The sequence below is a fragment of the Schaalia georgiae DSM 6843 genome, from assembly GCF_000429245.1.
GTDB lineage: Bacteria > Actinomycetota > Actinomycetes > Actinomycetales > Actinomycetaceae > Pauljensenia > Pauljensenia georgiae.
The window spans coordinates 197,673-220,023 of sequence record NZ_KE386870.1 but is presented as its reverse complement, the minus strand read 5'-3'; the positions used below and the strand labels follow the sequence as shown (position 1 = coordinate 220,023).

Below are 22,351 nucleotides of genomic sequence, written 5' to 3'. Positions count from 1 at the left end.
CCGTCGTCGGCCAGGGGCGCTGCGGGCGCGCCTACGCCGGGGCGCCCTCGTCGGCTCCAGCCCGCGCCGGGGCGGAGAGGGCGGAGGCCAGAGCGGGGCGCTCGGTGATGTCGAACCACTCCAGGGCCTCGTCCCACAGCTCGGCGAGCGCGCGGTCGGCGCCCTCCTGCGTCGTGGCCGCCAGGACGCGGCGGACAGCGGGTGCGGCCCCGGCCCCGTCGGCGAGGATCGCGGCAGCGTCGCCCCACTGGGCACGCACCCCTGGGACCAGGTGGACGCCGGGTGCCCCCTCCACTTGCCCGGCGACCGCGTGGGAGTCGGGGACGTCGAGGGCGAGGACGAGGCGCGCGGGCGCCTGGGGGGAGGCGGACTCGCGCGCCAGGACCAACGAGGCGAGGGCCGCCTCGGACTGGGCGTCGTCCTCGAGGACCTCGATGTCGTCCTCCGGGGCCCCCGCCGCTGGGAGCGCGGCGAATCCGTCCCTGACGGGCGGGGTGGGCTCCGCGAGTTCTGAGGGCAGGGCGGGCAAGTAGACGCGCATGCGACCAGTGTGTCACATGAGGGCGTCCGCGAGCGCGTCCGCCACGGCTGCCGTGGCGCAGTCGGGGGCGTACTCGGCGGGGGCCATTCCCCTCAGCGCGGCCTCGGGCACGGCGCTCTCCTCGGGGAGCAGGTGGACGCGCCTGCCCGGCAGGATCGAGGAGAGGGCGGGCATGAGGACCGCTGCGGGCCGCCCGCCGACGCTCGAGGCGGACACCCTGGAGACGACGAGGTCGAGGGGAGCCTCCAAACCGCTGTCCTCCCACCATTTCGCGAGGTGGTCGAGCCGGTTGATCCCCACGGTGTCCCCTCGGGCGACCACGAGGACCCTGTCGGCGGCGGCCAGGACCGCCAGGGCGGCGTCGTCGCGGCCGCCGCCCGGGCGCCGCAGGGAGGGGAGGGGGTCGAGGCTTGTGGCGGACACGTCCACGACGACGAAGCGGTAGGCGCCGCGCGCGGCCTCCAGGATGCGCTCGAGCGAGCTGGGCGCGGCCTCGCGCCAGCGGTGGGGGCTGGTGAGGCCGGTGAGGACGTCGAGCCCGGGGGACCTGGGGGAGGCGAGGCGGTGCAGGTCCAAGGGGCCGATCGGGGCGCGGACGGCTTGGCGGCTGAGGGCGGACAGGCCCGAGACGTCCACGGGGAGCCCCAGCAAGTGGGCGACCGACGGATTCGCCGTGTCGGCGTCGATGAGCAGTGTCGGCGCGGACTTGGCGAGCGCGTGGGCCACGGAGACTGCGACGCTGGAGCGGCCGGGCGCCCCGCTGGTCCCCCACACCGCGATGAGGGAGGAGTCGGTGGGGGGTGCGGGAGGGGTCGGCGGGTCGTCGCACGGATCGGGCGCGGGAGGCGCGTCCACGAGCGCGGCGATCAGTGCGCGCACGGCCTGTTCGGGATCGCCGGCCAGGGCGGTTCCGGCCCCGCCGAGGGAGCGGGCGCGGGCCTCGTCGTCGGGGGCTGCGATGAGGACGGCGCGCATGCCCGCTCGGGAGAGCTCGGCGAGCAGCGGGCGGTCCACGTCGGGGTCGGCGGCGTCGAGGACGGCGAGGTCGGCGACGCCGGAGCGGGCGGCCGCGCTCACCTCCGCCATGTCCGCGCACCGCCTCACGACTTCGAGGTCCTCGTCGCTGGCGCGTATCGCCTCCACGAGGGCGCCCTCGTGGCGGGGGTGGGCGCGGATGACAACGCCGTGCGGGGCGCTCACCGTTGCCCCACTGGGAGCGCCGCGAGGGAGTTCTTGCCGGCCGTCGCTTCGAGGACGGTCCCGACGGAGGCCTCGTCGACGAGGATCTCGATGCGCGTGCCCTTGGCGGCGATGGAGGTGGTCTGCTCGAGGACCCGTACCAGGGTGGCGCGCACGCCGAGGTGGGCGGCGCCCTGGCCGGACTGGCCGCCGCTGGCCTGCTGGACGCGCCACAGATCCAGTTGGTCGCCCGCCTGGACCGACGAGGGCAGCGAGTCCGAGACTGTGATGACGAGTCTGCGCGCCGTTTCCACCGATGTGTCGGCTATGGCGGAAACACGCAGGATCTCGCCCACTGCGACTTCCTCGCTCACCGTCGCCCCTGGTGCGAGCGCGTCGGCGGTGGCGTAGACGGAGGTGTCGACGTCGAGCCGCGTGGGCGCGATGTTGTGGGGGCCGAGCACGTCCCCGGGCAGGATCGCCTGCGTCGCGCGGTAGACGGTGGCGCCGCCCCGCGCGGCGGACACGATGGACGTGGTGAGGATGATCGACACGGCGATGAGGGCGAGGCCGACGATCAGGCGCGGGTCGCGCCAGGCGGGCCGCCGTGCGGGTATCTCCATTGATGCTGAGACCTGTTTCACTCCCACATGATGCACCGAAATGCCCGGGAATAAAAGATTACGGACTATCTATGGCACGACCGACACACCCCCTCTTTGTTACAACAAAACAATAGACTCATACCAAATCGCCGCGAAGCGGACGAACTGATATAGTGTGGTTATGGATACACGCTTTCTCACCCTCGCCGACGTGGCCGAAACACTAAACCTCACCATGTCCGCCACCCGCGCGCTCGTCACATCCGGGGACCTCCCGGCCATCCAAGTGGGCGGCAAGAAGGTCTGGCGGGTCGAGGAGTCCGCGCTGGAGCACTACATCCAGCAGCAGTACGCCCTCACCCGCCAGCGCCAGCACGCCAACACCCAATAGTCACCACTGCCCATCGGCGACGCGGAGCTCGCGCAGGCCCGACAGGGCGAGCGACACCCGCGCGCCGATGCCCCAGTCGCGACTGTCGCCCACCGGCCCCTCCCCCGCCTCGACATCGACATGATCGGCGTAGACCGCCACGATGCGGCCCCGGTGAGCGCCCGCGTCATGGTCGATCGCCAGAGGAATCCCGCGCGCGGCGAACTCCCGCAGGACGTGCCCGATGCCAACCCCCCGCTTCACCCCTGCTTCGCCCGCGGCGACCCGGCCCAGCGGCCACGCCCCCACGACCGCCCCCAGGGGCACGAGGCTGTCGCCGCCGCCCCCGCGCACCAGCGCCCATGTGCGCGTGCAGTCGCGGACGATCCCGTCCAGGCGCCGCCCGCCGCGCAGGACCAGGGTCACTGGGCCATCGACGGCGAGGAGGCGCGCCGCCAGTGTCACGCCCGCACGCTCGGCGTCAGTGAGGTCCTCGACGAGGAGGTCGATGCCCCTTCGGCACTGCTCGGCGAAGCGCCCTTCGAGGTCCGCGAGGAAGAGTTCGATGTCCATGCGCCCACTGTGCCACACGACGGAGCGCAGAACCAGAACATAAATTGAGACGAAAATCAACGAACTGAAAACACTTGACATGGATTACATATTGTTGTCATACTAGGCGCGTACCCCGTTCCGCACACTCGAAGAAGAGTCAGCCATGACAATGCGCACCCCTATTCCCGCCCCGCCGCTCCACGACGCGGCGCTGTGGCTGATCGGAGCCCCCGCCGCCGCCCTCCTCGCGGCCTACGCCTGGGCGACGGCGCCGGCCCTGAGCGCTGACGCTCCGGACCAGATCATCGCCGTGGTCCTCGCCTGCGCCCTCGGCGCCCTGATCGCGTGGAACCTCCTGTGGTCCGCCATTGCCCACGCAGCGGCCGCAGGCCGTGCGCCGGGCGCCCTGCGCCGGGCTCTCGCCCGGGCCGTCGCGCGCGCCGGGACCCGCCACTCGCGCGCGATCCTCGCCCGGGCCGGGGCGAGCGCCGTGATCGGGGGGATCACCCTGGCGGGCATCCCGCTCACCGGAGCCGTCGCCGCTGCGGCGGAGCCCGCAGCCCCCGCTGCGCTCCCCACGCCCGCCGCCGAAGAGGCCGCCCGGGCCGTGGCGGAGTCCGCCTCGGGACTCGACCTCACATGGGCGGGACCGGCCGGCGCCGCAGAGGCTGGACGCTCCCCCTCCACAGCCGGCGCCCCCTCCGCCACACCGCCCGCTCCGAGCGCTCCTGCGTCTGAGGGCCCGGCGACGGCACCGGGCGCATCCCCCACCGCCCCGTCGGCGGCTCCGAGGGCGGCAACCCCCACGCCCGCGTCCCAGCCTTCCCGCCCAGCTCCCGGACCTCGCAGCGCTGCGCGGCCGGACTCCCCCGCCCCGCTGGCGCCCGATCCGGGCACCGCGCCCGACGGGCGCGCGACGGTGACGGTGCGACCGGGTGATACCCTGTGGTCGATCACCGCGGCGGCCCTTCCCTCAGCGGACGACGCCCAGATCGCCGATGCCTGGCCCCGCCTGTACGAGGCGAACGCCGACACCATCGGGCCCGACCCGTCCCTGTTGCTCCCCGGACAGGTCCTCGCCATCCCCGAGGACCTGTCATGAGCGCAGGCATCTCTCCCCGCCCCGTCACCCGCGCGACCAGGAGGCCCCCGCGCGCGCCCCATCGCTCGACGCGCCCCGCCCCTTCGCGGCCCGCCTTCCGCTGGGACGTGTCCACCAGCCTCACCCGGGGGCAGGCCGAGCAGGCGATGTCGCGTTTCACGCCCGTCGTCGTGCCGGGGCTGCGCCTCGGGGACCCCCCGGAACCCGGCGAATGGGCCGCCTCCCTCGCCAGGGCCCTCATCGAGGCGCTCCTGGGGCACCGCCCCCGCGCGCAACTGCGGCGCTGGTTCCTCCCCGAGCTCTACTCGGCCATCGAGTCCCTGCGGGTCGTGGCGCCCGTCGGCCCCCTGCCGTGCCGCCCCCTGCACTGGAGGGTGTGCAGTCCCAGTTCCAGGGTGTCCGAGGTGGCCGTCACCATCGCCGCGCCCACGAGGAACTACGCCGTGGCCCTGCGGCTCGAGGAGTACAGGGGGCGGTGGATGGCGACCGCCCTCGAACTCGCCTGACCCGCATCCGACGGACGTTGCCACGCCGACGCGCGTTATCGACACCGACGCGCGTTATATCCCCCTCACGGCGTCGACAACCCCCTCACGGCGTCGACGGCTCGTGCCCGCCAGGGGCGGGCCTGGGCGTGGAGATGCACGGAGGGCCGGTGGACGACAACGCGCGCGCAAGGGGCGGGCACCGCACAGGTGCCCGCCCCTTCGTCCCGGTCTTCAGCGGCGGCGGCGCGACTTCTTGGCGGCGGCGCGGCGCGCGGCGCGGTTTCCGCCGCCGGGCGCCGCTGAGCCCTTGCCGCCCTGGCCCTGTTGCCCCTGTCCCTGGGAAGAGGAGTAGCTCACGCGCGTCGGCGCGTGCTCGCGGCCCACCGACCCCATGACGGAACGGGCACGGGCCACCGCCTCGCGCGCCTCCCGGGAGGCAGCCGCGTCCGCGGCGGCGATCTCCTCGACGCTGGGGGACGCCTCCTCGTCCTTGTCCTCGGAGGAGGCGACGCGGGCGGAGGCGATCGCCCCGCCGGCCTGCTCCTCCGCGTCCGCCAGGGCCCGCTCGAACTGCTTCGCGAAGGAGAAGACCTGCTGGACCGACTCCTCGCGGATCCGCTCAACCATCGCCTGGAACATCTGCGCGCCCTCGTCCTTGTACTCGACGAGCGGGTCGCGCTGGCCCATCGCGCGCAGGCCGATGCCTTCCTTCAGGTAGTCCATCTCGTAAAGGTGCTCGCGCCACAGGCGGTCCACGGTAGCGATGACGACGCGGCGCTCGAGGGAGCGCATCGGCTCCTCGCCCAGCTGGGCCTGCGCCAAGGGATTGGCGTTCAGGCGGTCCTCGGTGTCGGCGTACACCGCGTGGATGTCTCCGACCAACTCGTTCACCAGGTCATCGCGCACCAGCGAGGACGCCCCGCCGTGCTCCTCCTCGACCTCCTCGATCGACACCGACGGCGGGTAGTACCCGCGCAGGTTCTCCCACAGGGCAGGCAAGTCCCACTCGTCGACCGGCTTGTCGGCGATCGCCTCGTCGACCAGGCCGGTGACGAGCGACTCCATGAACAGGCGCAGCTGGGGGGCCATGTCCTCGCCCTCCAGGACCTTGCGGCGCTCGCCGTAAATCGTCTCGCGCTGGCCCGTCATGACGTCGTCGTACTTGAGGACGTTCTTGCGGATCTCCGCGTTGCGGGCCTCCACCTGGTGCTGGGCGGAGGCGATGGAACGGGACACGAGGCGGTTCTCCAGCGGCATGTCCTCGGGGTAGGCGCCCGATGCCATAATGCGCTGGGCCATGCCCGAGTTGAACAGGCGCATCAGGTCGTCCTCCATGGACAGGTAGAAGCGGGACTCACCCGGATCCCCCTGGCGTCCGCTACGACCGCGCAGCTGGTTGTCGATTCGCCTCGACTCGTGGCGCTCCGAACCCAGCACGTACAGCCCGCCGAGCTCGCGCACCTCCTCGCGCTCGGCCTCGACGGCCTCCTCCGCGGCTTCCAGCGCCTTGGGCCACGCGGTCCGGTACTCCTCGGGGTTCTCCTTCGGGTCCAGGCCCTCGGCCTCCAGATTCGCCTGCGCCAGGAACTCCGAGTTGCCGCCCAGCATGATGTCCGTTCCACGGCCGGCCATGTTCGTGGCCACCGTGACGGCGCCCTTGCGTCCCGCCATCGCGACGATCGCGGCCTCGCGGGCGTGCTGCTTGGCGTTGAGCACCTGGTGGGGGATGTGGCGCGCCCGCAGCATCTTCGACAGGAGCTCGGACTTCTCTACCGAGGCGGTGCCGACCAGGACCGGCTGCCCCTTCTTGTGGCGCTCCTCGATGTCGTCGACGATCGCCCCCAGCTTGCCCTCCTCCGTGGGGTAGACGAGGTCGGACTTGTCCTCGCGGATCATCGGCTTGTTCGTGGGGATCGGCACGACGGAGATCTTGTACGTGTTCGCGAACTCGGCCGCCTCGGTCTCGGCGGTGCCGGTCATGCCGGCCCGCGAGCCCTCCGGGTAGAGGCGGAAGTAGTTCTGCAGGGTGATGGTCGCCAGGGTCTGGTTCTCCGCCTTGATCTCCACGCCCTCCTTGGCCTCGATGGCCTGGTGCATGCCGTCGTTGTAGCGGCGCCCGGGCAGCACGCGGCCCGTGTGCTCGTCGACGATGAGGACCTCGCCGCCGTCGACGATGTAGTCCTTGTCGAGGAAGAACAGTTCCTTGGCCCGGATCGCGTTGTTGAGGAAGCCGATGAGGGGGGTGTTCGCCGCCTCGTACAGGTTCTCGACGCCCAACTGGTCCTCGACCTTGTCGATGCCGGTCTCCAGGATGCCGACGGTCTTCTTCTTCTCGTCGACCTCGTAGTCCTCGTCCCGCTTGAGCAGACGGGCGATGCGCGCGAACTCCACGTACCAGCGGTTGAGGTCACCGTCGGCGGGGCCGGAGATGATCAGGGGCGTGCGCGCCTCGTCGATGAGGATGGAGTCGACCTCGTCGACGATCACGTAGGCGTGCCCGCGCTGGACCAGGTCCTCGGGGACCTGCGCCATGTTGTCGCGCAAGTAGTCGAAGCCGAACTCGTTGTTCGTGCCGTAGGTGATGTCCATCGCGTACATCTCGCGCCGCTGGGCGGGGGTCTGGCCCACCAGGACGCACCCGCAGCTAACGCCCAGGAAGGAGTAGACGCGGCTCATCAGGTCCGACTGGTACTTCGCCAGGTAGTCGTTGACGGTGACCACGTGGACGCCCTCGCCGGTCAGGGACCGCAGGTACGCGGGCATCGTGGCCACCAGGGTCTTGCCCTCGCCGGTCTTCATCTCGGCGATCCTGCCCTGGTGGAGGGCGATGCCGCCCATGACCTGCACGTGGAAGGGGCGCAGGCGCAGGATGCGCCACGACGCCTCGCGGACGGTGGCGAACGCCTCGACCAGGATGTCGTCAAGGGTCTCCCCCTCGGCGAGGCGGTCCTTGAACTCCTGGGTCTTGGCCTGCAGCTCTTCGTCCGTGAGCTCTTCGAAGTCCTCGGCCAGGGCGTCGACCTGGGACGCGAGGCGGTCGAGCTTCTTGAGCGTTCGTCCTTCGCCAGCGCGAAGGATCTTGTCGATCAGTGACACAGGGGCTCCTGACGTTGTGGCTCCGCCCTGGGGGGCGGTCGTGGTCCAATCCACCTGCAAGTGTACGAACTCAGCGGCACAAATCTCGACTCCTGGCCGCTATTCGTGATTTTTCATGTCCGCCCGCGCGGGGCTGGCCGGCCCTGGAAGCGTCGCCCCCTGGGCGCAGCGCGGCGGCCCCGGCGCAGTGCCGGGGCCGCCGCGGGCGTGTCAGTCGATCGTCGTGTTGAGGCGGAGGACGCCGTAGGTCCATCCATGGCGGTGGTAGACCACGCACGGCTGGCGGGTCTCCTTGTCGACGAAGAGGAAGAAGGGGTGTCCGACCATCATCATCTGGTCGAGCGCCTCGTCCACGGTCATGGGCGGGGCCTCGTGCACCTTCTGACGGACGATGATCGGGGAATCGCCCCACTGCTCCTCGCGCGCCTCCCCGACTTTGAGGTCCTCGGCGCTGCGCAGGGGCTTGGGGGCCGCCTCCTCGGCGGGGGACTCCTCCTGCTTCGGCAGCACGGGCGCCTCGAGGACTTCGGTATCCGTCAGGTCGCGCGCGTATCCGCGCCGGTGGTCCTTCGCGCGGTCACGAAGGCGGCGCAGGCGCTCGTAGAGCTTCCCGGCGGCGATGTCGACGGCGGCGTAGCGGTCGGCCGATTTGGCCTCGGCGCGGATGATCGGGCCCTTGCCGTAGACGGTGAGCTCGATGCGCTCGGCTGTGTCGGCCTGCCGGGGGTTGCGCTCGTGGGTCAGTTCGACGTCGATGCGCTGGGCGCGGGGGTAGAACTGAGTGACCTTGGATACCTTTTCCTCCACGTACTGCCGGAAGTTCGGATGGATTTCGGCATTACGTGCGACGACGGTGATGTCCATGTTTTCCTCCATGGTGATGAGCGGGCAACACTGCCCGCGCGGGCTGTCCGGACGTGGTCGCCCGGACCGTGGTAGTCGTTGATCACCTCCCGCCCGTTCGCGGGAGACCCCGCGGGTGTGTGGTCCGTGGGCTTATTGTACCCGATTGAGTGACGTTCGTCATGGAACGCGCCCCGGCGCGCACATGGCCGCGGCGGCGTCACAACCGCCCAGGACGCGGATGGCCTCCCTCATCGTGGCGCCCGTGGTGACCACGTCGTCCACGACCACCACGCCCGCTCCCGGGGGCACTCCTGCGACCGTCCGCATGGACCCGGCCCGGCCCGCGCGGCGCGCCGCACCGGATTTACCCGACTGGGAGCGCGCGCCCAGCGCCAGGCGCACGCAGTCCACCGCGCTGGCGCGCCGGCACGCCCCCCGGGAGGCCAGCGCAGAAGCGACCCCCGCCGCCAGGGGCGCGGTCACGGGACGGGAGCGCAGTCTCCTCCTCCACGACGACGGCGCCGGGACCACCCAGATCTCGTCCCAGGCGGGGGGCTCCCCCTCTCTGTGGAAGCGCCCGGCCAGCGCGGCGCCCAGGCCCTCGCCGCATTCGGCCAGGAAGGGGCCCAGATCGCGCCTCGGCGAGTGCTTCGCCGCCAGGACCAAGCGGCGCAGCGCACCCTCGTAGGCGCCGAGCGCGCACAGGTCGACGCCTTCCGGCGCGCCCGGGGCCTCCAGGACGCTCCAGACGCACTCCCGCCGGGCCAGCGACCGGCACTGCGGGCACATGCCCACGTCCCACGCCCCGCAGCCCGGGCACGAAGTGGGCAGCGCGATGTCGGCACCGCCACGGGCGAGCGCGCCCAGGAGCCTGCCGAGCGCCACCACGGCTACCCCGCGTAGCGGGCCTCGCGCACACCCGCGGGGAAGGGCTGCCACAGGGCGCCGGAGCGGGTGAGCGCCTGGGGCGCCGTGCCCGACTGCCCCTGGGCGTCCTGCACGGCCAGGGCGACCGCCGCCGGGGAGCCGCCGGCGCTCATTGCGGTGGCGCGCGCGGACAGGGGGGTGCTCGTCGGCAGCCCGCCCAGCGGCAGCGTCACCAGCTGTTGTTCTCCCTCGGGGCCGTCCGCGTCGGTGACGTACATGATGGTCCCGGCCCCCGCCCACGACGCGTCCACAAGGCCCACCCCCCCGGTGGGCACCTCGTCGAAGTGGGACAGGCGGACGGGTGCGCCCGCGGCGTCGCGCTCGACGGTGGCGGTCCACAGCGACGACTGTCCGCGGACCACGAGCGCCCTGGCGCCGTCGGCGGACAGGCGCACTCCCCGCACCTCCCCGTCCGGGTCCGACTCGATGGCGACAGCGGAGGGCGCAAGCGCCTCGTTGGCGACCGCGAGCGGCCCGTTCTCGTCGGAGCCCCCAGTCCACACCCACCCGAAACGGTCGATGGACGGACCGAGCTCCAAGGAGCCGGCAGCCGTCACGACGTCGGCCCCGACGCGGGCGATGCGGGTGGTGTCCCCGTCGTTCCACGCCACCAGGGAGGCGCTGACGGGCGAGGCCGTCGGCCTGCTGGCCGTCGAGGAGGGGGCCTCGGAGATGGGCACCGCTGACACGGTCGCTCCCGACACGTACACCATCCCCATCTCGGAAAGGCCCACCAGCGTGTCCAGTGAGTAGGAGGGGCCCGTCGGGGGGGTCCCGGTGCTGAGGGGCTGGCCGGAGATCGTGACCTCCACGGAGGAGACGTCGGGGACCTGGGTGAGGGTCTCGCGGATCTCCCACACGAGAAGGCCGGCGGCCTGCTCGGAAGCGGGCTCGGGCCCGCTGAGGTCGACCTTGGCGGTGCGCTCGGTCGTCTCGACCCCCCGCGAGGGCATGGGGCCCCCCGCGGCGATCGCGTTGACGACCGCTGCGGACAGGGAGGGCCTCGGGCCCTTCGCGAGCCCGTCGAGGAGGTGCCCGGCCAGGCGCCGCGAGGGCAGCCAGCGCGGGTCGGCGACCAGGGCGTCCTGCGTTGCCGCGGGGAAATAGAGGTTGGCGAGTTGGTAGGAGGCGGTGAAGGCGGACCGCGACATCACCACGACATCCGCGGGCGATTCGATCCTCCACTGCCCCTTCTCGCGGACCAGCGCGTACTCGTGGTCGATCGTCGTATGGGGCGAGTGCGTGAGGATCCCGACGGAGTCCACGCTGGCGATCGCAGTGAAGGAGACCGTGACCGTGACCGCGGAGTCCGAGTCGTCGTCCCCGTCGCGCGGGGCGATCGTCGGCGTGTTCTCCGTGTCCGACTCGTGGACGAGGACCTCCTCCTCCGGTTTCCAGTTGGACGCGGAGGCATCCGTGAGGAACAGTCTCGCCGTCGCGTAGTCGTCGTTCGTGCCCGCCGCGCAGGCGCGCAGGAAGTCTTTGACCAGCGACACCGGGTCCGCGCCGTCGCTGGGCCCGTCGGCGGCGAACTGCACGATCCCGTTGTCCCTGTTGGACACGTCGAAGGGCTCGGGGGCGGAGGACATGGGGAACGAGGAGCACCCCGCCAGTGCGGCGGCGCAGAAGGCGGCCAGGACGGCCCGGACGGCTCTCATGCGTCCTCCCACAACTCGAGCGGCCTGGTCACGAGGGGGTCCCCCGCGGTTTTGGGCAGTGTGAGCAGGAAGGACGCCCCCTCGCCGGGGACCCCGTGCGCTTCCAGCTCCCCGCCGTGGATCTGCGTGTCCTCGGTCGCGATGGCAAGGCCCAGGCCAGTGCCCCCCGTGGTGCGGGCGCGCGCCGTGTCGGCCCGGTAGAACCTGTCGAAGACGTGGGCGGCCGTCTCCTCGTCCATGCCCACGCCCCCGTCGCGCACGCGCACGGCCACCTCGGTGCCGCTCTGGGCGATGGTGATCACCACGTCGGAGCCGTCCGCGTGCTCGATGGCGTTGACGACCAGGTTGCGCAGCACCCGCTCGATGCGCCGCTCGTCGATCTCCGCCGCGCACCTGGTGGCGGGGGCGTCCACCACGACGCGCACGCCCTGGCGCTCCGCAAGGTCCCTGTTGGCGTCGACGACTTTGTCCACCAGGGGGCGCAGGTCGCGGACTTCCGGGTCCAGCAGGGCCGACTGCGCGTCGTAGCGGGAGATCTCGAGCAGGTCCGCCAGCATCGAGTCCATGCGCTCGGTCTGCTCGTGCAGCAGCTCCGCGCTGCGCTTGGCGCCCGAGGGCAGGGCGGCCCGGTTGTTCCAGATGATGTCCTCGGCCATGCGGATCGTGGTCAACGGGGTGCGCAGCTCGTGGGAGACATCGGAGACGAAGCGCTGCTGGAGCCGGGAGAGCTCGTCGTACTCGTCGATCGTGTGCTGCAGGGAGGCCGTCATGTCGTTGAAGGCGTAGCCGAGGTCCGCCATCTCGTCGTCCCCGACGACCTCGACCCGCACGCTCAAATCCCCCAGTGCCGCGTCGGTGGCGGCCTGCGCTGTCTTCCGGACGGGCGCGAGCATGCGGTGGAGCACCCAGAAGACCCCCACCGGCATGAGGACCAGGATCGGCAGAGCAGTGACGAAGAGGGTGCGGGTCACCATGGTGATCTGCCGCTGGTCGGACTCCAGTGAGTAGAGGATGTAGAGCTCGTGGCTTCCCGCTTTGGGCACCTGGACGCTCATGCCGACCAGGATGCCCGGCGCGTCGCCGTCGGCGGAGGCGATGGCGACGGACTGCCATTGGGCGGCTCCCCCGCCCCGCACGGCATGCCGGATGGGCGCGCCTATGACGGCCTCCATCTGCTGGTCGCCGATCTGGTTGATGCGGAAGGACTCGGGGGCACTGGGCGAGCGCAGGAGGGCGACGTTGATGGCCCCCGCCCCGGCCGCCGAGGCCCGCAGGGAGGAAAGGGTCGAGCGCACCATCTCCTGGATCTGGTCGGAGGTGCTCGCCGTGGATTGGCCGAGCACCGACTGCACCGACGAGAAGCGCAGGGAGGCGTCGCCGAGGATCTGGGCGCGCCTCGAGTCGAAGACCGAGGACCGCATCTGCGCGGAGACGACGAAGCCGAAGACCAGGACCATTCCCAGCGTGGTCGCGGTGATGACCAGGGCGAGGCGCAAGGAGAGGGTCTGGCGGATCACGGCCGCGGGGTGGGTGCTGGAGATGAAGCGCCACAACCGGCTCCGCCTCCACGCCCTGGCGCACGAGCGCGCGAATCCGCCCAGGGGGGTGGCGAGTATGACCGCGCGTGCGACGGCGCCGAGGCGGGACAGGGCTGCGCTGCTTCGGCTCGGCTTCTTGCGCGCCCGGCCCGCCGATGTCAGCATCAGGCGCCTCAGGCGCGCGGAGGAGGGGCCCCGGGCGCCTGGGGCGCCCCGGACGGGCGCGCCCGCGTCACTGGCGCCGCCCGGCTCAGGCCCCTGTTCCGGCACGGTATCCCACCCCGCGGACTGTGACGACAATCTCAGGTTTTTCCGGGTCGCGCTCGATCTTGGAGCGCAGGCGCTGCACATGGACATTGACCAGGCGCGTGTCGGCGGCGTGGCGGTAGCCCCACACCTGTTCGAGCAGTTCCTCGCGGGAGAACACCTTCGAGGGCGTGCGCGCCAGCGTGGCGAGCAGGTCGAACTCGAGGGGGGTGAGCGCGATGAGGCGGTCGCCCCGGCGCACCGCGTGCCCGGGCACGTCGATCTCGAGGTCGGCCAGCGCGATCCTCTCCTCGCCCGCGTCCTCCCGCCCGCGCAGGCGGGCGCGCACCCGCGCGACCAGTTCCCTGGGCTTGAACGGCTTGGGGACGTAGTCGTCCGCGCCGGCCTCCAGGCCCGTCACGACGTCCGCGGTGTCCGAGCGCGCGGTCAGCATGACAATGGGGACGTTCGACTCGGCCCGCAAGGCGGCGCACACCTCGAACCCGTCCATGCCCGGCAGCATGACGTCGAGCAGGACGAGGTCGGGGTGGTTCTCCTGGAAGGCGGCGACGGCCTTCGCGCCGTCGGGGCAGGTGGAGACCGTGTACCCCTCCCCTTCCAGGACGATACCGATCATTTCCGCCAGGGCGACGTCGTCATCAACAACGAGGATCCGCGAGCTCATGTAACGATAGTGTCACGTCTGGCGCCCGTGCGCCTCCGACTCGCGGGGAATGCCCACGATTCGGGCGCCGGAATGCGGACTGTTCGGCGAACGCACTGCCCACCGCCGCGCAAATGTGGAACCATAGGTCCTGAACGGCATAGTCGTGCGGAAAGAAGGATCATGAGCAATCAATGGACCGCGCCCGGTGATAGAGAGCCGCAGAACCCCCAAGCGCAAGGACCGGCCGGCGCCCCCGGCCCCTGGGGCCAGGCGCCCCTGCCCCCCGGCCCCGGGACCCCTGTCCCCCAGCCCGGTGCCCCCATGGGCGGCCCCGGGGCCAACTACGGTCAGGGCCCGGCGTGGGCCCCGCCGCCCCGGCCCGGCATTATCGCCCTGCGGCCCCTGACCATATCCGACCTCTTCGACGGGTCCTTCAAGGCCGTGCGCACCAACCCGAAGGTGTTCTTCGGGTTCGCGCTCGCCGTCAACGCCGTCCTCGCGGTGGTCAACGCGCTGGTCACCTGGTTCCTGATATACAGCGTCTTCGACGCGGTCTCCAGGACCGACTACCGCTCAGCCAACGACTTCTTCGGGATGCTGGGCGGCCTCACCACCCAGTTCATCACCTCGTGGGGCCTGGCGGTGGCGGTCTCCTTCGTCGGGTCGACTCTCGTGTCGGGCATGCTGTGCGTCGCCGTGCTCGAGGCCGCGGCCGGGCGCAAGCCCACTCTGGGTCAGACGTGGCGGCGCTTCGCCCCCCCGTTTCTGGCCACTCATCGCGACGACGCTACTGACGGGCATCCTGCTCGTCCTCATCGCGTTCGTGCTGATCCTGGTGGGCGTGGTCGCGCTCGTGGCGCTCACCGTCGTTATCTCCCCCACCAGGGGCGGAGTAGGGGCCGTCGCCGCCTTGGGGCTGATCTCCTTGGTGCTCATCGCTGCGCTCGTCTTCGTGCAGTTCTGCTTCGTGGTCCGCTTCCTCTACGCCCCCGCGGCGACCGTCATCGAGGGCAAGAGCGGCTTCGGAGCGATCGGGCGCGCGTGGGAGCTCACGCGGGGCAGGTGGATGCGCTCCGTCGGGCGCTACCTGCTCATCGTCCTCCTGGCGATGGCGGCCATGTGGGTCGTCTCCCTCGGAGTGTCGTCGGTCCTGGACATGTCCGTGTTCGCGACCGCGGTCGACGGCACCGTCAGCGCAGCGGTGGTCAAGCAGGCGGTCTTGACGGCCGTCATAACCGTGCTCCAGTCGCTGGTCACGCCCCTCGTCACGTCGTACGCCCTCCTGATGTACCTCGACGAGCGGATCCGCCGTGAGAACTTCGCGGCCACGCTGGCGGCTGCGGCAGCGGGGAATCAGTGAGGCCAATCGAGCAACCCCCTTTGACACCGGACCAGGACGAGGCCCAGTCCTGGCTGAGCGAGGAGCTCTCGCGCGGCGAGTACCACCGCGACCTGGATCCGGTGTCGAAGTTCTTCGCCAGGATCTACCGGTCCCTGGCGGAGTCCTTCAACTGGGACGGCCACGGTGTCCCGCCCGTCCAGCTGATCGTCCTGGTCATGGTCATCATCCTGGTCGCCGTCGCGTTGATCGCACTGATCCTCAACCCGGTGCGCGCGCGCCGGCTCGCCTCGGCCTCCGTGTTCGACGAGGACGGCCGGAGCGCGCAGGAGGTGCGCGCGGCCCTCAAGCGCGCGCTGGCCGAGGGCGACTGGGACCAGGCGTTCGTGTGGCGCTACCGCATCCTGGTCCTGGAGGCGGGGGCCCTGGGCGTCCTGGCTGACACGCCGGGCCTGACCGCGCACGAGGCCGCCTCCCAGACCTCGCGCAGCGCGCCCGCGCTCGCGCCGGAGCTCATGGCCGAAGCCGGCCTCTTCGACACCGTCCGCTACGGCGAGGGCCACGCCAGATCCGCCGATGTCGAGCGCCTGGGGGCACTGACGGAACGGGCGCTCGACGCCCTGCGGCGCCCTGCCAGAGCGGGAGCGGGGGCACGATGAGGGCGCGCTCCACCGCAGTCGTGACGCCCACCGGGCGATCGGTCCTCGCGCGGGCGCGGGCCCTGGTCCTACTGATCGGCATCGCCGTCATTGCCACCGCCCTCCTGGTGCTCGTTCCCGACCCCTCCCATTCCACCACGCCACTGTCGACCACGAACCACGGGGAAGACGGGGCGCAGGCCCTGGTCCGGGTGCTCGGGGACCACGGGGTCACAGTCAAGGAGGCCGCGGAGGCGGACATCGCAGCCGCCGGCGCCGACACCACAGTCGTCGTCATCGATCCCGAGAAGATGCCCTCCCGCACCGCCGAAGCCGTCCGGGCCGCGCCGAGCGTCGTGTTCGTGGGCACTCTCTACAGTACTGCGGACGCCCTGCCGCCCTACTTGGAGGGCCTGCGCGTCATGCCCCCCTTCTCCGCCACCTCGGCGAAGACCGTCAACCCCGGCTGCTCCTCCCCCACGGCCGCGCGGGCGCGGACCCTCACCTCCTCCGCCTACAGGGTCGCCGAGGATCCGGACCAGGACGCGGCGCAGGAGTGGACCCTGTGCTTCACCTCCGACGGCAAGGGCTTCCAGTACGCCGAGAAGGAGTCGGACGGGCGCTTCCGCGCGGTCATCACCGATCCCGCGCGTCTGACGAACAGCGCGGTCCTCCAGGACGGCAACGCCTCCCTCGCGCTCGGCGCCATGGGCCGCACCCGCAACCTCCTGTGGTACATGCCCACAGGCGAGGAGTCGGCCACCAGCCCCTCCGACCTGGCCCCCGCCCACCTGCGCCCGCTGTTCCTGCTGCTGGTCGCGGCCGCCCTGGTCCTCGCGCTGGCGCGGGGCAGGCGCATGGGGCGCCTCGCCTCCGAGAAGCTCCCGGTCGAGGTCCCCGCCTCGGAGATCCTGATCGGAAAGGCCCGCCTCATGCGCACGAACCGCGCTTTCGGGCACGCCGCCCAGGCCCTGCGCTCGGCGAGCGCCCGCAGGATCGCCCAGCGCCTCGGCCTCCCCGCCTCCGCCCCGGCGGAGCAGTTGGTCGGCGCGCTGGAGAAGCGGGGCGTGGATCCGGCGCGCTCGCGCGCCCTCCTGTGGGGCCCCGCCCCTGCGTCCCACTCCGCCCTCACCGTCCTCGCCGAACAGCTCGACGCCCTCGAAAAGGAGATCCGCAATGACTAACCCCCTCCCCCCTTCGTCGGACGCCCCCTACGGACCTCCCCGGACGGACGCGGCCCCGGCCGGGGAGCCGCAGGGCCAGGCGTGGGGAGGGGGCACGCCCCCCGCGGCGCCCGGCGCCCCCTCCGCCCCGTCGTCGTTCAGCGCGCCCAGCGAGGAGCAGACGAACGGGCGCGCCCTGTCCCCCCAGGAGGAGCGGACCAAGGACGCGCTGATGGCCCTGCGCTCCGAGATCGGCAAGGCCGTCGTCGGGCAGGAGGGGGCGGTGACCGGGCTGATCATCGCGCTGGTCGCCGGGGGGCACGCCCTCCTCGAGGGAGTGCCCGGCGTGGCGAAGACGCTCCTGGTCCGCACGATGGCCACCGCGCTCGACGTAGACATGGCGCGCATCCAGTTCACGCCGGACCTCATGCCCGCCGACATCACGGGCTCCCTGGTGTGGGACGCGGGCTCGTCCGCCTTCGACTTCCGCCGCGGCCCCGTGTTCACGAACCTGCTGCTGGCCGACGAGATCAACCGCACGCCGCCCAAGACCCAGTCGGCGCTCCTCGAGGCGATGGAGGAGCGCCAGGTCAGCGTGGACGGGCAGACCCACGCCCTCGCCGACCCGTTCATGGTCATCGCCACCCAGAACCCCGTGGAGTACGAGGGGACGTACCCGCTCCCCGAGGCCCAGCTCGACCGCTTCCTGCTCAAACTGGAGCTCCCCCTGCCCGGCCGCGATGCGGAGTTCGGGATCGTCAAACGCCACCGGGACGGCTTCAACCCGCTGGCCCTCGCCGACGCGGGCGTCCGACCTGTGGCCTCGCCCGCGGACATCGCTGCGGCCCGCGGGGCCGCGGCCCGCGTCGACGTGTCGGACACAGTCCTCGCCTACCTCGTGGACGTGTGCCGCGCCACCAGGGAGTCGCCGTCGGTCCGCCTGGGCGCCTCGCCCCGAGGCGCCACCGCCCTCCTGCGGACCACCCGCGTGTGGGCTTTCCTGCAGGGCAGGGGCTTCGCGACCCCGGACGACGTCAAGGCGATGGCCGCGCCCACACTCGCCCACAGGATCGGGCTTCGGGCCGAGGCCGACCTGGAGGGGCTGACCGCCACCCGCGTCGTCGAGGGCGTCCTCGCGCAGGTCCCGGTTCCGCGCTGAGGGGCTCCCATGGTTGTCTCCTGGCGCGTCAGCGCCCTGGTGCTGCTCGGGGCGATCCCCCTGATCGCCGCTCCCAGCATTGGCTTCGTATGGTGCTGGGCGGGCGGCTGCCTCGCGCTCAGCGCGCTCGACGCCCTCACCGCCGTCTCCCCGCGGGAGCTCAGCGTCCGCCGGGAGGTGGACGGCCCGATCAGGGCCGACGAGACGAGCATGTCCGTCCTCACCATCACTAATCCGACGAGGCGGAGGCTGCGCCTCGTGGTCCGCGACGGATGGCCCCCCTCGCTCCGCCCCACCCCCGCCCACCACACGGTGCGCGTCGAGGCGGGCTCGTCGGTGGTCCTGCGGACGCGGCTGGCCCCCACGCGCCGGGGGACGCGGGAAGCCGACTACGCGACGCTGAGGGTCTGGGGCGCCCTGGGGCTCGGGGGGCGCCAGATCAGCATCGACGCGCCCCTCACCCTGTCCGTCCTTCCCGCGTTCCGCGCGCGCGTGCTCCTGCCGTCGCGCCTGGCGCGCCTGCACGAGCTGGAGGGGACCACTCCGACAACCCTGCGGGGGGCAGGAACCGAGTTCGACTCGCTGCGCGAGTACGTGCGCGGAGACGACCCCCGCGACATCGATTGGCGCGCCTCCGCCCGTTCGAAGGAACTCATGGTGCGCACGTGGAGGCCCGAGCGCGACCGCCACGTCGTGGTCGTCGTCGACTGCGGACGGGCATCGGCGGCACTGCTAGGAGCCCCCGACGACGCCGCGGACACCATCGAGATCGGAGTGGCCCCGCGCCTCGACTCCGGCATCGAGACGGCGCTGCTGCTGGGGGCCCTGGCCACGCGCGCCGGCGACCAGGTCCACCTGCTGGCGCTCGACCAGCGGGTGCGCGCCCGTGTCTCGGGCGTCAGGGGCGGAGCCTTCCTGGGAGCGGCCGCGACGGCGTTCCAGGAAGTGGCCCCCTCCCTGGACGTCACGGACTGGCAGCTGGCGGTCTCGCAGGTCCGGGCTACAGTCCACCACCCGGCCCTGGTCGTCCTGGTCACCAGGGTCCCCCCTGCGGGCATGGACGTGGACTTCCTCGAGGCGGTGCGCGCCCTGGCGGACCGCCACACCGTCCTCGTCGCGTCGGCGACGGACCCCGACCAGGACCGCGCCCGCGCCGACGACGGGGATGTGCTCATATCGGCCGCCGCCGCCTTGGAGGAGCGGACCGACCAGGCCGGGGTCGCCGACGCGCGCTCGGCGGGGGCGGTGGTGGTCTCGGCGCCGTCCGGCGCCCTCCCAGCGCGCACTGCGGACACCTACATCGAGCTGAAGAAGGCGGGCCGCCTGTAGGACGCGCCTCCGCCTCCGCGGGCGGCCGGGTGCTCCCCCGCCCGCCGACGGCCCGGCCCCTACCCGGCGACCGGCTGGTAGTACCCCGGGTCCTCCACGTCACCGTCGTCGACTCCCCTGTGGGCGCGGCGGCCGACGACGAAGACGTACACCCACACGGCGATGACGGTCAGCGCGCCCAGGCCGACGCGGATCGCGTCGGGCAGGTCCGAGGGGGTCACGTAGCCCTCGAGGACCCCCGAGACGGCGAGCAGGATCGTCACTCCCCCGACGACGGTGGCCGTCTGCCGCGCGCAGCGCCCCAGCGCTTCGACACGCGTGCGCGGCCCTGGTACCAGCATCACCCAGAAGATCCGTAGTCCCGCCGCGATGGCCAGGAAGACGGCCGTCAGCTCCGGCAGGCCGTGGGGCAGGATGTACCGGAAGAAGTGCCACATCCCCCCGAAGTGGATGACGATGGACGCGGTCAGCGCCATGTTCAGCGCGTTGGACCACAGCAGGTAGAGGGGGAAGGCCCCGGTGATGCCCCCCGCCACCGCCAGGGCGCTGATCCACGCGTTGTTCGCCCACACGGACGAGGCGAACTCCGATTCCGTCCCCTGCGAGTAGTACTGGACGAAGTCGGTCATCGCGATGGCCCGCAAGCGCGACGGGCTCCCCAGGGCGGCGTAGAGGTCGGGGCGGGTCTCCATATGGACGACGTAGAGGGCGACGATCGCGCTGAAGACCAGGGCGACGCCCACGGCGACCCACCGGATGCTGTAGAGGGCGCGCGGCAGCGCCACGGAGAAGTACCGTGAAATGGTGGCCAGACCCACTCCCGGGGTGCCGGTGAGGCGGCCCCTCGCCGAGGCGAGGTCCCTCGACAGCGGTCCAATGAGCTCCGAGGTGGGATCCGTGGTGCGGATGCGGGCCAGGTCGGAGGTGGTCAGCCGGTACAGGCGGTCGAGTTCGTCGATGTCCGCCCCGGAGAGCCTCCGCCGGGCGGCCAGGTCGTGGAGGCGGTTCCACGTCCGCTCGTGGGAAACCCGCAACGCGTCGATGTCCATTACGCTAGCGTGTCACATATGAGCGCTTCACGTGTAGCAACGATCGACCTCTCGGCCGAATCGGTCCGCACCGGCGAGGCGGTGGAGCTCGATATCATTCCCGCGGAACCGCCCTACCGTTTCGCGTCGGCTTTCGTGGACTTCGCGGCCTACGGGGCGACGGCCGTGACCGTCCTCTACATAGTGATGCGCTCGTGGAGGCACCCGACCGCCCAGCAGGAGAAGATCTTCTGGATCTGCCTCATCGCGTCGGCGACGCTGCTGGTGCCCTTGGCCGTCGAGGCCCTCACGCGCGGCTCCTCCCTGGGGAAGTGGGCATTCTCCTTGAGGGTCGTCCGCGACGACGGCGGTCCGGTGTCCCTGCGGCACATCTTCGTCCGCCGGCTCGTCGGCGTCATCGAACTCGCGCTCTTCGCCCTGCCCACCCTCGTGTCGATGTTCCTCACGACGCGGGGGAAGCGCTTGGGCGACCTCGCGGCCGGCACGATCGTGGTGCGCCAGCCGACGGGCGCCATCCACCCGCCCCTGCTCATGCCGCCCGCGTTGGCGGCCTGGGCGTCGACCGCCGTCGTCCTCCCTGTGGACGGGGCCCTGCGCCGCGAGGCCCTCGCCTTCTTGAGGGTCAACGCCGAGCTGGCGCCCGCTGTGCGCGCTGCCGGGGGCGCCGACCTGGCGATGCGCCTGCGCGCCTACGCGGAGACCCCGATCCCGGCGGGCGCCCACCCCGAGCAGGTGATCGCGGCCATCCTGGTCGTCGGGAGGGACAAGGACTGGCGCAGGGAGAGGACGCGGGTGGCGGCGGCCCAGGAGCGCCTCGACCGGGCGACCGCCGGGCAGTTCGGGATCCCCCCAACCGCTTAGCGCGCCGTCCCGGGCGGGCTCATTCGCCGTCGTCGGCGGCCACGACGCGGAACTGGGCGCGGCGTTTGGCGTAGGGGGACGAGGGGTCGAGGGGGCTGGAGGTGTCGGGGGCGCCCACCGAGCGCGCCGCGTAGGGCCCGGGCTTGGCGGGTCCGGCCTCGGGCGGGCCCGCCTGCGCGTCGCGCCCCGCCTCGGCGGCCCTGCGCACCGCGTCCACCAGTGCCAGAAGGTCGTCGCCCGAGGGCGGCGCGGGCTCGAAGTTGGTCGCGAGGCGCACCACCTGCCACCCGCGGGGGGCGGTGAGGTGCTCGGCGTGCTCGTCGCAAAGGTCGTAGGAGTTGGGATCTGCGGCCGTCGCCAGGGGGCCGAGCACGACCGTGGAGTCCTTGTAATCGTAGGTGAGGGTCGCCACCGCGCCGCGCGAGCACCCGGGTTTCGAACAATGTCTGGCCGCAATCACCCCACAAGGGTACGACACCTGGGCCGCGTTGGGGGCGCCCGTGGGGCACGGCCCGTAGGCTGGGTGGGTGCGCCCCTCCGTCCGCCGCAGATCCGCCCGCGACCGCCATGGCCGCGGTTCCCGCAGTCCCCTGTTCTTCCCCGGGACCCCCGCCTGGCGGACCCGCCGCGAGGACTTCGATCTGCTCGTGTCGTCCCTGGTCGCCGAACTGGCCGACCGGTGGCCGGCCGTCTCCTCGATCGAGTTCGCCACCGAGGACGTACCGCCCTCGGACCCGGCCCCGTGGGAGTCGCATTCAGTGGTCCTGGCGCGGATCTTCCCGGCCGACCGACGCAGGGGCCTGCGCGACCGGATCGTGGTGTACAGGCTTCCCCTGGCGCTGCGCTGCGCGCCGGCGGAGGTCGAGGGCGTCACGAGGCGCCTGCTCGTCGAGCGCATCTCGCACGTCCTAGCACTGCCGCCCGACGAGATCGACGACCTGCTGCGGTAGCGGCGGCCGTTCGGGCGCGCTGACGGGGGCGGCCGCGTCGGCGCG

General features: G+C 72.1%; 23 protein-coding genes. 10 read left to right on the top strand and 13 right to left on the bottom strand.

Features of this window, described 5'->3' with window-relative positions; translation table 11 throughout:
- Positions 1-31: 31 nt before the first annotated feature.
- From G447_RS11525 to G447_RS0109470, 3 genes are read right to left on the bottom strand one after another with little or no spacing between them, the layout of a single operon-like run.
- Positions 32-541, bottom strand: a complete 510-nt coding sequence (locus G447_RS11525) for a DUF6912 family protein (RefSeq protein WP_051226311.1) — start codon at positions 539-541, stop codon at positions 32-34.
- Between the two features lie 12 nt (positions 542-553).
- Positions 554-1,741, bottom strand: a complete 1,188-nt coding sequence (locus G447_RS11520) for a P-loop NTPase family protein (protein ID WP_051226310.1) — start codon at positions 1,739-1,741, stop codon at positions 554-556.
- Positions 1,738-2,364: a hypothetical protein gene (locus G447_RS0109470; protein WP_005872331.1), complete on the bottom strand. Its 627-nt coding sequence runs from the start codon at positions 2,362-2,364 to the stop codon at positions 1,738-1,740. The genes G447_RS11520 and G447_RS0109470 overlap by 4 nt, the downstream gene beginning before the upstream one ends.
- A 142-nt stretch (positions 2,365-2,506) precedes the next feature.
- Here G447_RS0109470 and G447_RS0109465 point away from each other — a divergent pair, with 142 nt between their 5' ends.
- Positions 2,507-2,716, top strand: a complete 210-nt coding sequence (locus G447_RS0109465) for a helix-turn-helix domain-containing protein (protein ID WP_005872327.1) — start codon at positions 2,507-2,509, stop codon at positions 2,714-2,716.
- Here G447_RS0109465 and G447_RS0109460 read toward each other — a convergent pair whose 3' ends face one another.
- Positions 2,717-3,349 (bottom strand): hypothetical protein, encoded by a 633-nt coding sequence (locus G447_RS0109460; protein ID WP_341532733.1) that lies wholly within the window; start codon positions 3,347-3,349, stop codon positions 2,717-2,719.
- Between the two features lie 64 nt (positions 3,350-3,413).
- Between G447_RS0109460 and G447_RS12680 the strand changes: the two genes are divergently transcribed.
- Both G447_RS12680 and G447_RS0109450 read left to right on the top strand, forming a co-directional pair.
- Positions 3,414-4,352, top strand: a complete 939-nt coding sequence (locus G447_RS12680) for a LysM peptidoglycan-binding domain-containing protein (protein ID WP_243442354.1) — start codon at positions 3,414-3,416, stop codon at positions 4,350-4,352.
- On the top strand, positions 4,349-4,858 hold the full coding sequence (locus G447_RS0109450) for an Rv3235 family protein (protein WP_243442353.1): 510 nt from the start codon (positions 4,349-4,351) through the stop codon (positions 4,856-4,858). The genes G447_RS12680 and G447_RS0109450 overlap by 4 nt, the downstream gene beginning before the upstream one ends.
- A 213-nt stretch (positions 4,859-5,071) precedes the next feature.
- Here the strand turns inward: G447_RS0109450 and secA are convergent, their stop codons facing one another.
- The 7 genes from secA to G447_RS12675 form a co-directional block, all read right to left on the bottom strand.
- The gene (gene secA / locus G447_RS0109445; protein ID WP_026430866.1) at positions 5,072-7,936 is read right to left on the bottom strand and encodes a preprotein translocase subunit SecA; all 2,865 of its coding nucleotides are present in this window, start codon (positions 7,934-7,936) and stop codon (positions 5,072-5,074) included.
- A 210-nt stretch (positions 7,937-8,146) separates the two neighbouring features.
- Positions 8,147-8,800 (bottom strand): ribosome hibernation-promoting factor, HPF/YfiA family, encoded by a 654-nt coding sequence (gene hpf, locus G447_RS0109440; protein ID WP_005867561.1) that lies wholly within the window; start codon positions 8,798-8,800, stop codon positions 8,147-8,149.
- Between the two features lie 159 nt (positions 8,801-8,959).
- Entirely contained in the window at positions 8,960-9,670 is a 711-nt protein-coding gene (locus G447_RS0109435; protein ID WP_243442352.1) for a phosphoribosyltransferase family protein, read from the bottom strand.
- Between the two features lie 2 nt (positions 9,671-9,672).
- Entirely contained in the window at positions 9,673-11,367 is a 1,695-nt protein-coding gene (locus tag G447_RS0109430; RefSeq protein ID WP_026430864.1) for an LpqB family beta-propeller domain-containing protein, read from the bottom strand.
- Positions 11,364-13,070, bottom strand: coding sequence for an MtrAB system histidine kinase MtrB (mtrB, locus tag G447_RS0109425; RefSeq protein ID WP_243442351.1), 1,707 nt, complete (start codon positions 13,068-13,070; stop codon positions 11,364-11,366). Before mtrB ends, G447_RS0109430 begins: the two co-directional genes overlap by 4 nt.
- 85 nt (positions 13,071-13,155) lie before the next feature.
- Positions 13,156-13,836 carry an MtrAB system response regulator MtrA gene (mtrA, locus tag G447_RS0109420; protein ID WP_005870412.1) on the bottom strand — a complete coding sequence of 227 codons (681 nt, stop codon included), beginning with the start codon at positions 13,834-13,836 and terminating at the stop codon, positions 13,156-13,158.
- A gap of 329 nt (positions 13,837-14,165) precedes the next feature.
- Positions 14,166-14,339, bottom strand: a complete 174-nt coding sequence (locus tag G447_RS12675; RefSeq protein WP_243442350.1) for a hypothetical protein — start codon at positions 14,337-14,339, stop codon at positions 14,166-14,168.
- Positions 14,340-14,641: 302 nt separating this feature from the next.
- Between G447_RS12675 and G447_RS12670 the strand changes: the two genes are divergently transcribed.
- From G447_RS12670 to G447_RS0109395, 5 genes are read left to right on the top strand one after another with little or no spacing between them, the layout of a single operon-like run.
- Positions 14,642-15,178 carry a hypothetical protein gene (locus G447_RS12670; protein WP_243442349.1) on the top strand — a complete coding sequence of 179 codons (537 nt, stop codon included), beginning with the start codon at positions 14,642-14,644 and terminating at the stop codon, positions 15,176-15,178.
- 20 nt (positions 15,179-15,198) lie between these two features.
- Positions 15,199-15,816 carry a DUF4129 domain-containing protein gene (locus tag G447_RS0109410; protein ID WP_243442348.1) on the top strand — a complete coding sequence of 206 codons (618 nt, stop codon included), beginning with the start codon at positions 15,199-15,201 and terminating at the stop codon, positions 15,814-15,816.
- Positions 15,813-16,979, top strand: coding sequence for a DUF4350 domain-containing protein (locus tag G447_RS0109405; protein ID WP_026430861.1), 1,167 nt, complete (start codon positions 15,813-15,815; stop codon positions 16,977-16,979). Before G447_RS0109410 ends, G447_RS0109405 begins: the two co-directional genes overlap by 4 nt.
- On the top strand, positions 16,972-18,117 hold the full coding sequence (locus G447_RS0109400) for an AAA family ATPase (protein ID WP_026430860.1): 1,146 nt from the start codon (positions 16,972-16,974) through the stop codon (positions 18,115-18,117). The genes G447_RS0109405 and G447_RS0109400 overlap by 8 nt, the downstream gene beginning before the upstream one ends.
- Before the next feature lie 9 nt (positions 18,118-18,126).
- Entirely contained in the window at positions 18,127-19,446 is a 1,320-nt protein-coding gene (locus G447_RS0109395; RefSeq protein ID WP_026430859.1) for a DUF58 domain-containing protein, read from the top strand.
- A 59-nt stretch (positions 19,447-19,505) separates the two neighbouring features.
- Here G447_RS0109395 and G447_RS0109390 read toward each other — a convergent pair whose 3' ends face one another.
- The gene (locus tag G447_RS0109390) at positions 19,506-20,495 is read right to left on the bottom strand and encodes a stage II sporulation protein M (protein WP_026430858.1); all 990 of its coding nucleotides are present in this window, start codon (positions 20,493-20,495) and stop codon (positions 19,506-19,508) included.
- A gap of 18 nt (positions 20,496-20,513) precedes the next feature.
- Between G447_RS0109390 and G447_RS0109385 the strand changes: the two genes are divergently transcribed.
- Complete coding sequence (locus G447_RS0109385) at positions 20,514-21,356, top strand: RDD family protein (RefSeq protein ID WP_034476985.1); 843 nt, start codon at positions 20,514-20,516, stop codon at positions 21,354-21,356.
- Positions 21,357-21,375: 19 nt separating this feature from the next.
- Here the strand turns inward: G447_RS0109385 and G447_RS0109380 are convergent, their stop codons facing one another.
- On the bottom strand, positions 21,376-21,816 hold the full coding sequence (locus G447_RS0109380; protein ID WP_026430856.1) for a DUF3499 domain-containing protein: 441 nt from the start codon (positions 21,814-21,816) through the stop codon (positions 21,376-21,378).
- Positions 21,817-21,883: 67 nt separating this feature from the next.
- Between G447_RS0109380 and G447_RS0109375 the strand changes: the two genes are divergently transcribed.
- Complete coding sequence (locus G447_RS0109375) at positions 21,884-22,306, top strand: metallopeptidase family protein (protein WP_026430855.1); 423 nt, start codon at positions 21,884-21,886, stop codon at positions 22,304-22,306.
- The last annotated feature ends 45 nt before the right edge of the window (positions 22,307-22,351 follow it).

Excerpts from the sequence above, each read along its gene's own strand:
- mtrA (WP_005870412.1), bottom strand. The coding sequence starts at position 13,836 with ATGAGCTCGCGGATCCTCGTTGTTGATGACGACGTCGCCCTGGCGGAA.
- hpf (WP_005867561.1), bottom strand. The coding sequence starts at position 8,800 with ATGGACATCACCGTCGTCGCACGTAATGCCGAAATCCATCCGAACTTC.
- G447_RS0109390 (WP_026430858.1), bottom strand. The coding sequence starts at position 20,495 with ATGGACATCGACGCGTTGCGGGTTTCCCACGAGCGGACGTGGAACCGC.
- G447_RS0109385 (WP_034476985.1), top strand. The coding sequence starts at position 20,514 with ATGAGCGCTTCACGTGTAGCAACGATCGACCTCTCGGCCGAATCGGTC.
- G447_RS0109430 (WP_026430864.1), bottom strand. The coding sequence starts at position 11,367 with ATGAGAGCCGTCCGGGCCGTCCTGGCCGCCTTCTGCGCCGCCGCACTG.
- G447_RS0109395 (WP_026430859.1), top strand. The coding sequence starts at position 18,127 with ATGGTTGTCTCCTGGCGCGTCAGCGCCCTGGTGCTGCTCGGGGCGATC.
- G447_RS0109405 (WP_026430861.1), top strand. The coding sequence starts at position 15,813 with ATGAGGGCGCGCTCCACCGCAGTCGTGACGCCCACCGGGCGATCGGTC.
- G447_RS0109460 (WP_341532733.1), bottom strand. The coding sequence starts at position 3,349 with ATGTCAAGTGTTTTCAGTTCGTTGATTTTCGTCTCAATTTATGTTCTG.
- G447_RS11525 (WP_051226311.1), bottom strand. The coding sequence starts at position 541 with ATGCGCGTCTACTTGCCCGCCCTGCCCTCAGAACTCGCGGAGCCCACC.
- G447_RS0109465 (WP_005872327.1), top strand. The coding sequence starts at position 2,507 with ATGGATACACGCTTTCTCACCCTCGCCGACGTGGCCGAAACACTAAAC.
- mtrB (WP_243442351.1), bottom strand. The coding sequence starts at position 13,070 with ATGCTGACATCGGCGGGCCGGGCGCGCAAGAAGCCGAGCCGAAGCAGC.
- G447_RS0109450 (WP_243442353.1), top strand. The coding sequence starts at position 4,349 with ATGAGCGCAGGCATCTCTCCCCGCCCCGTCACCCGCGCGACCAGGAGG.
- G447_RS12680 (WP_243442354.1), top strand. The coding sequence starts at position 3,414 with ATGACAATGCGCACCCCTATTCCCGCCCCGCCGCTCCACGACGCGGCG.
- G447_RS0109400 (WP_026430860.1), top strand. The coding sequence starts at position 16,972 with ATGACTAACCCCCTCCCCCCTTCGTCGGACGCCCCCTACGGACCTCCC.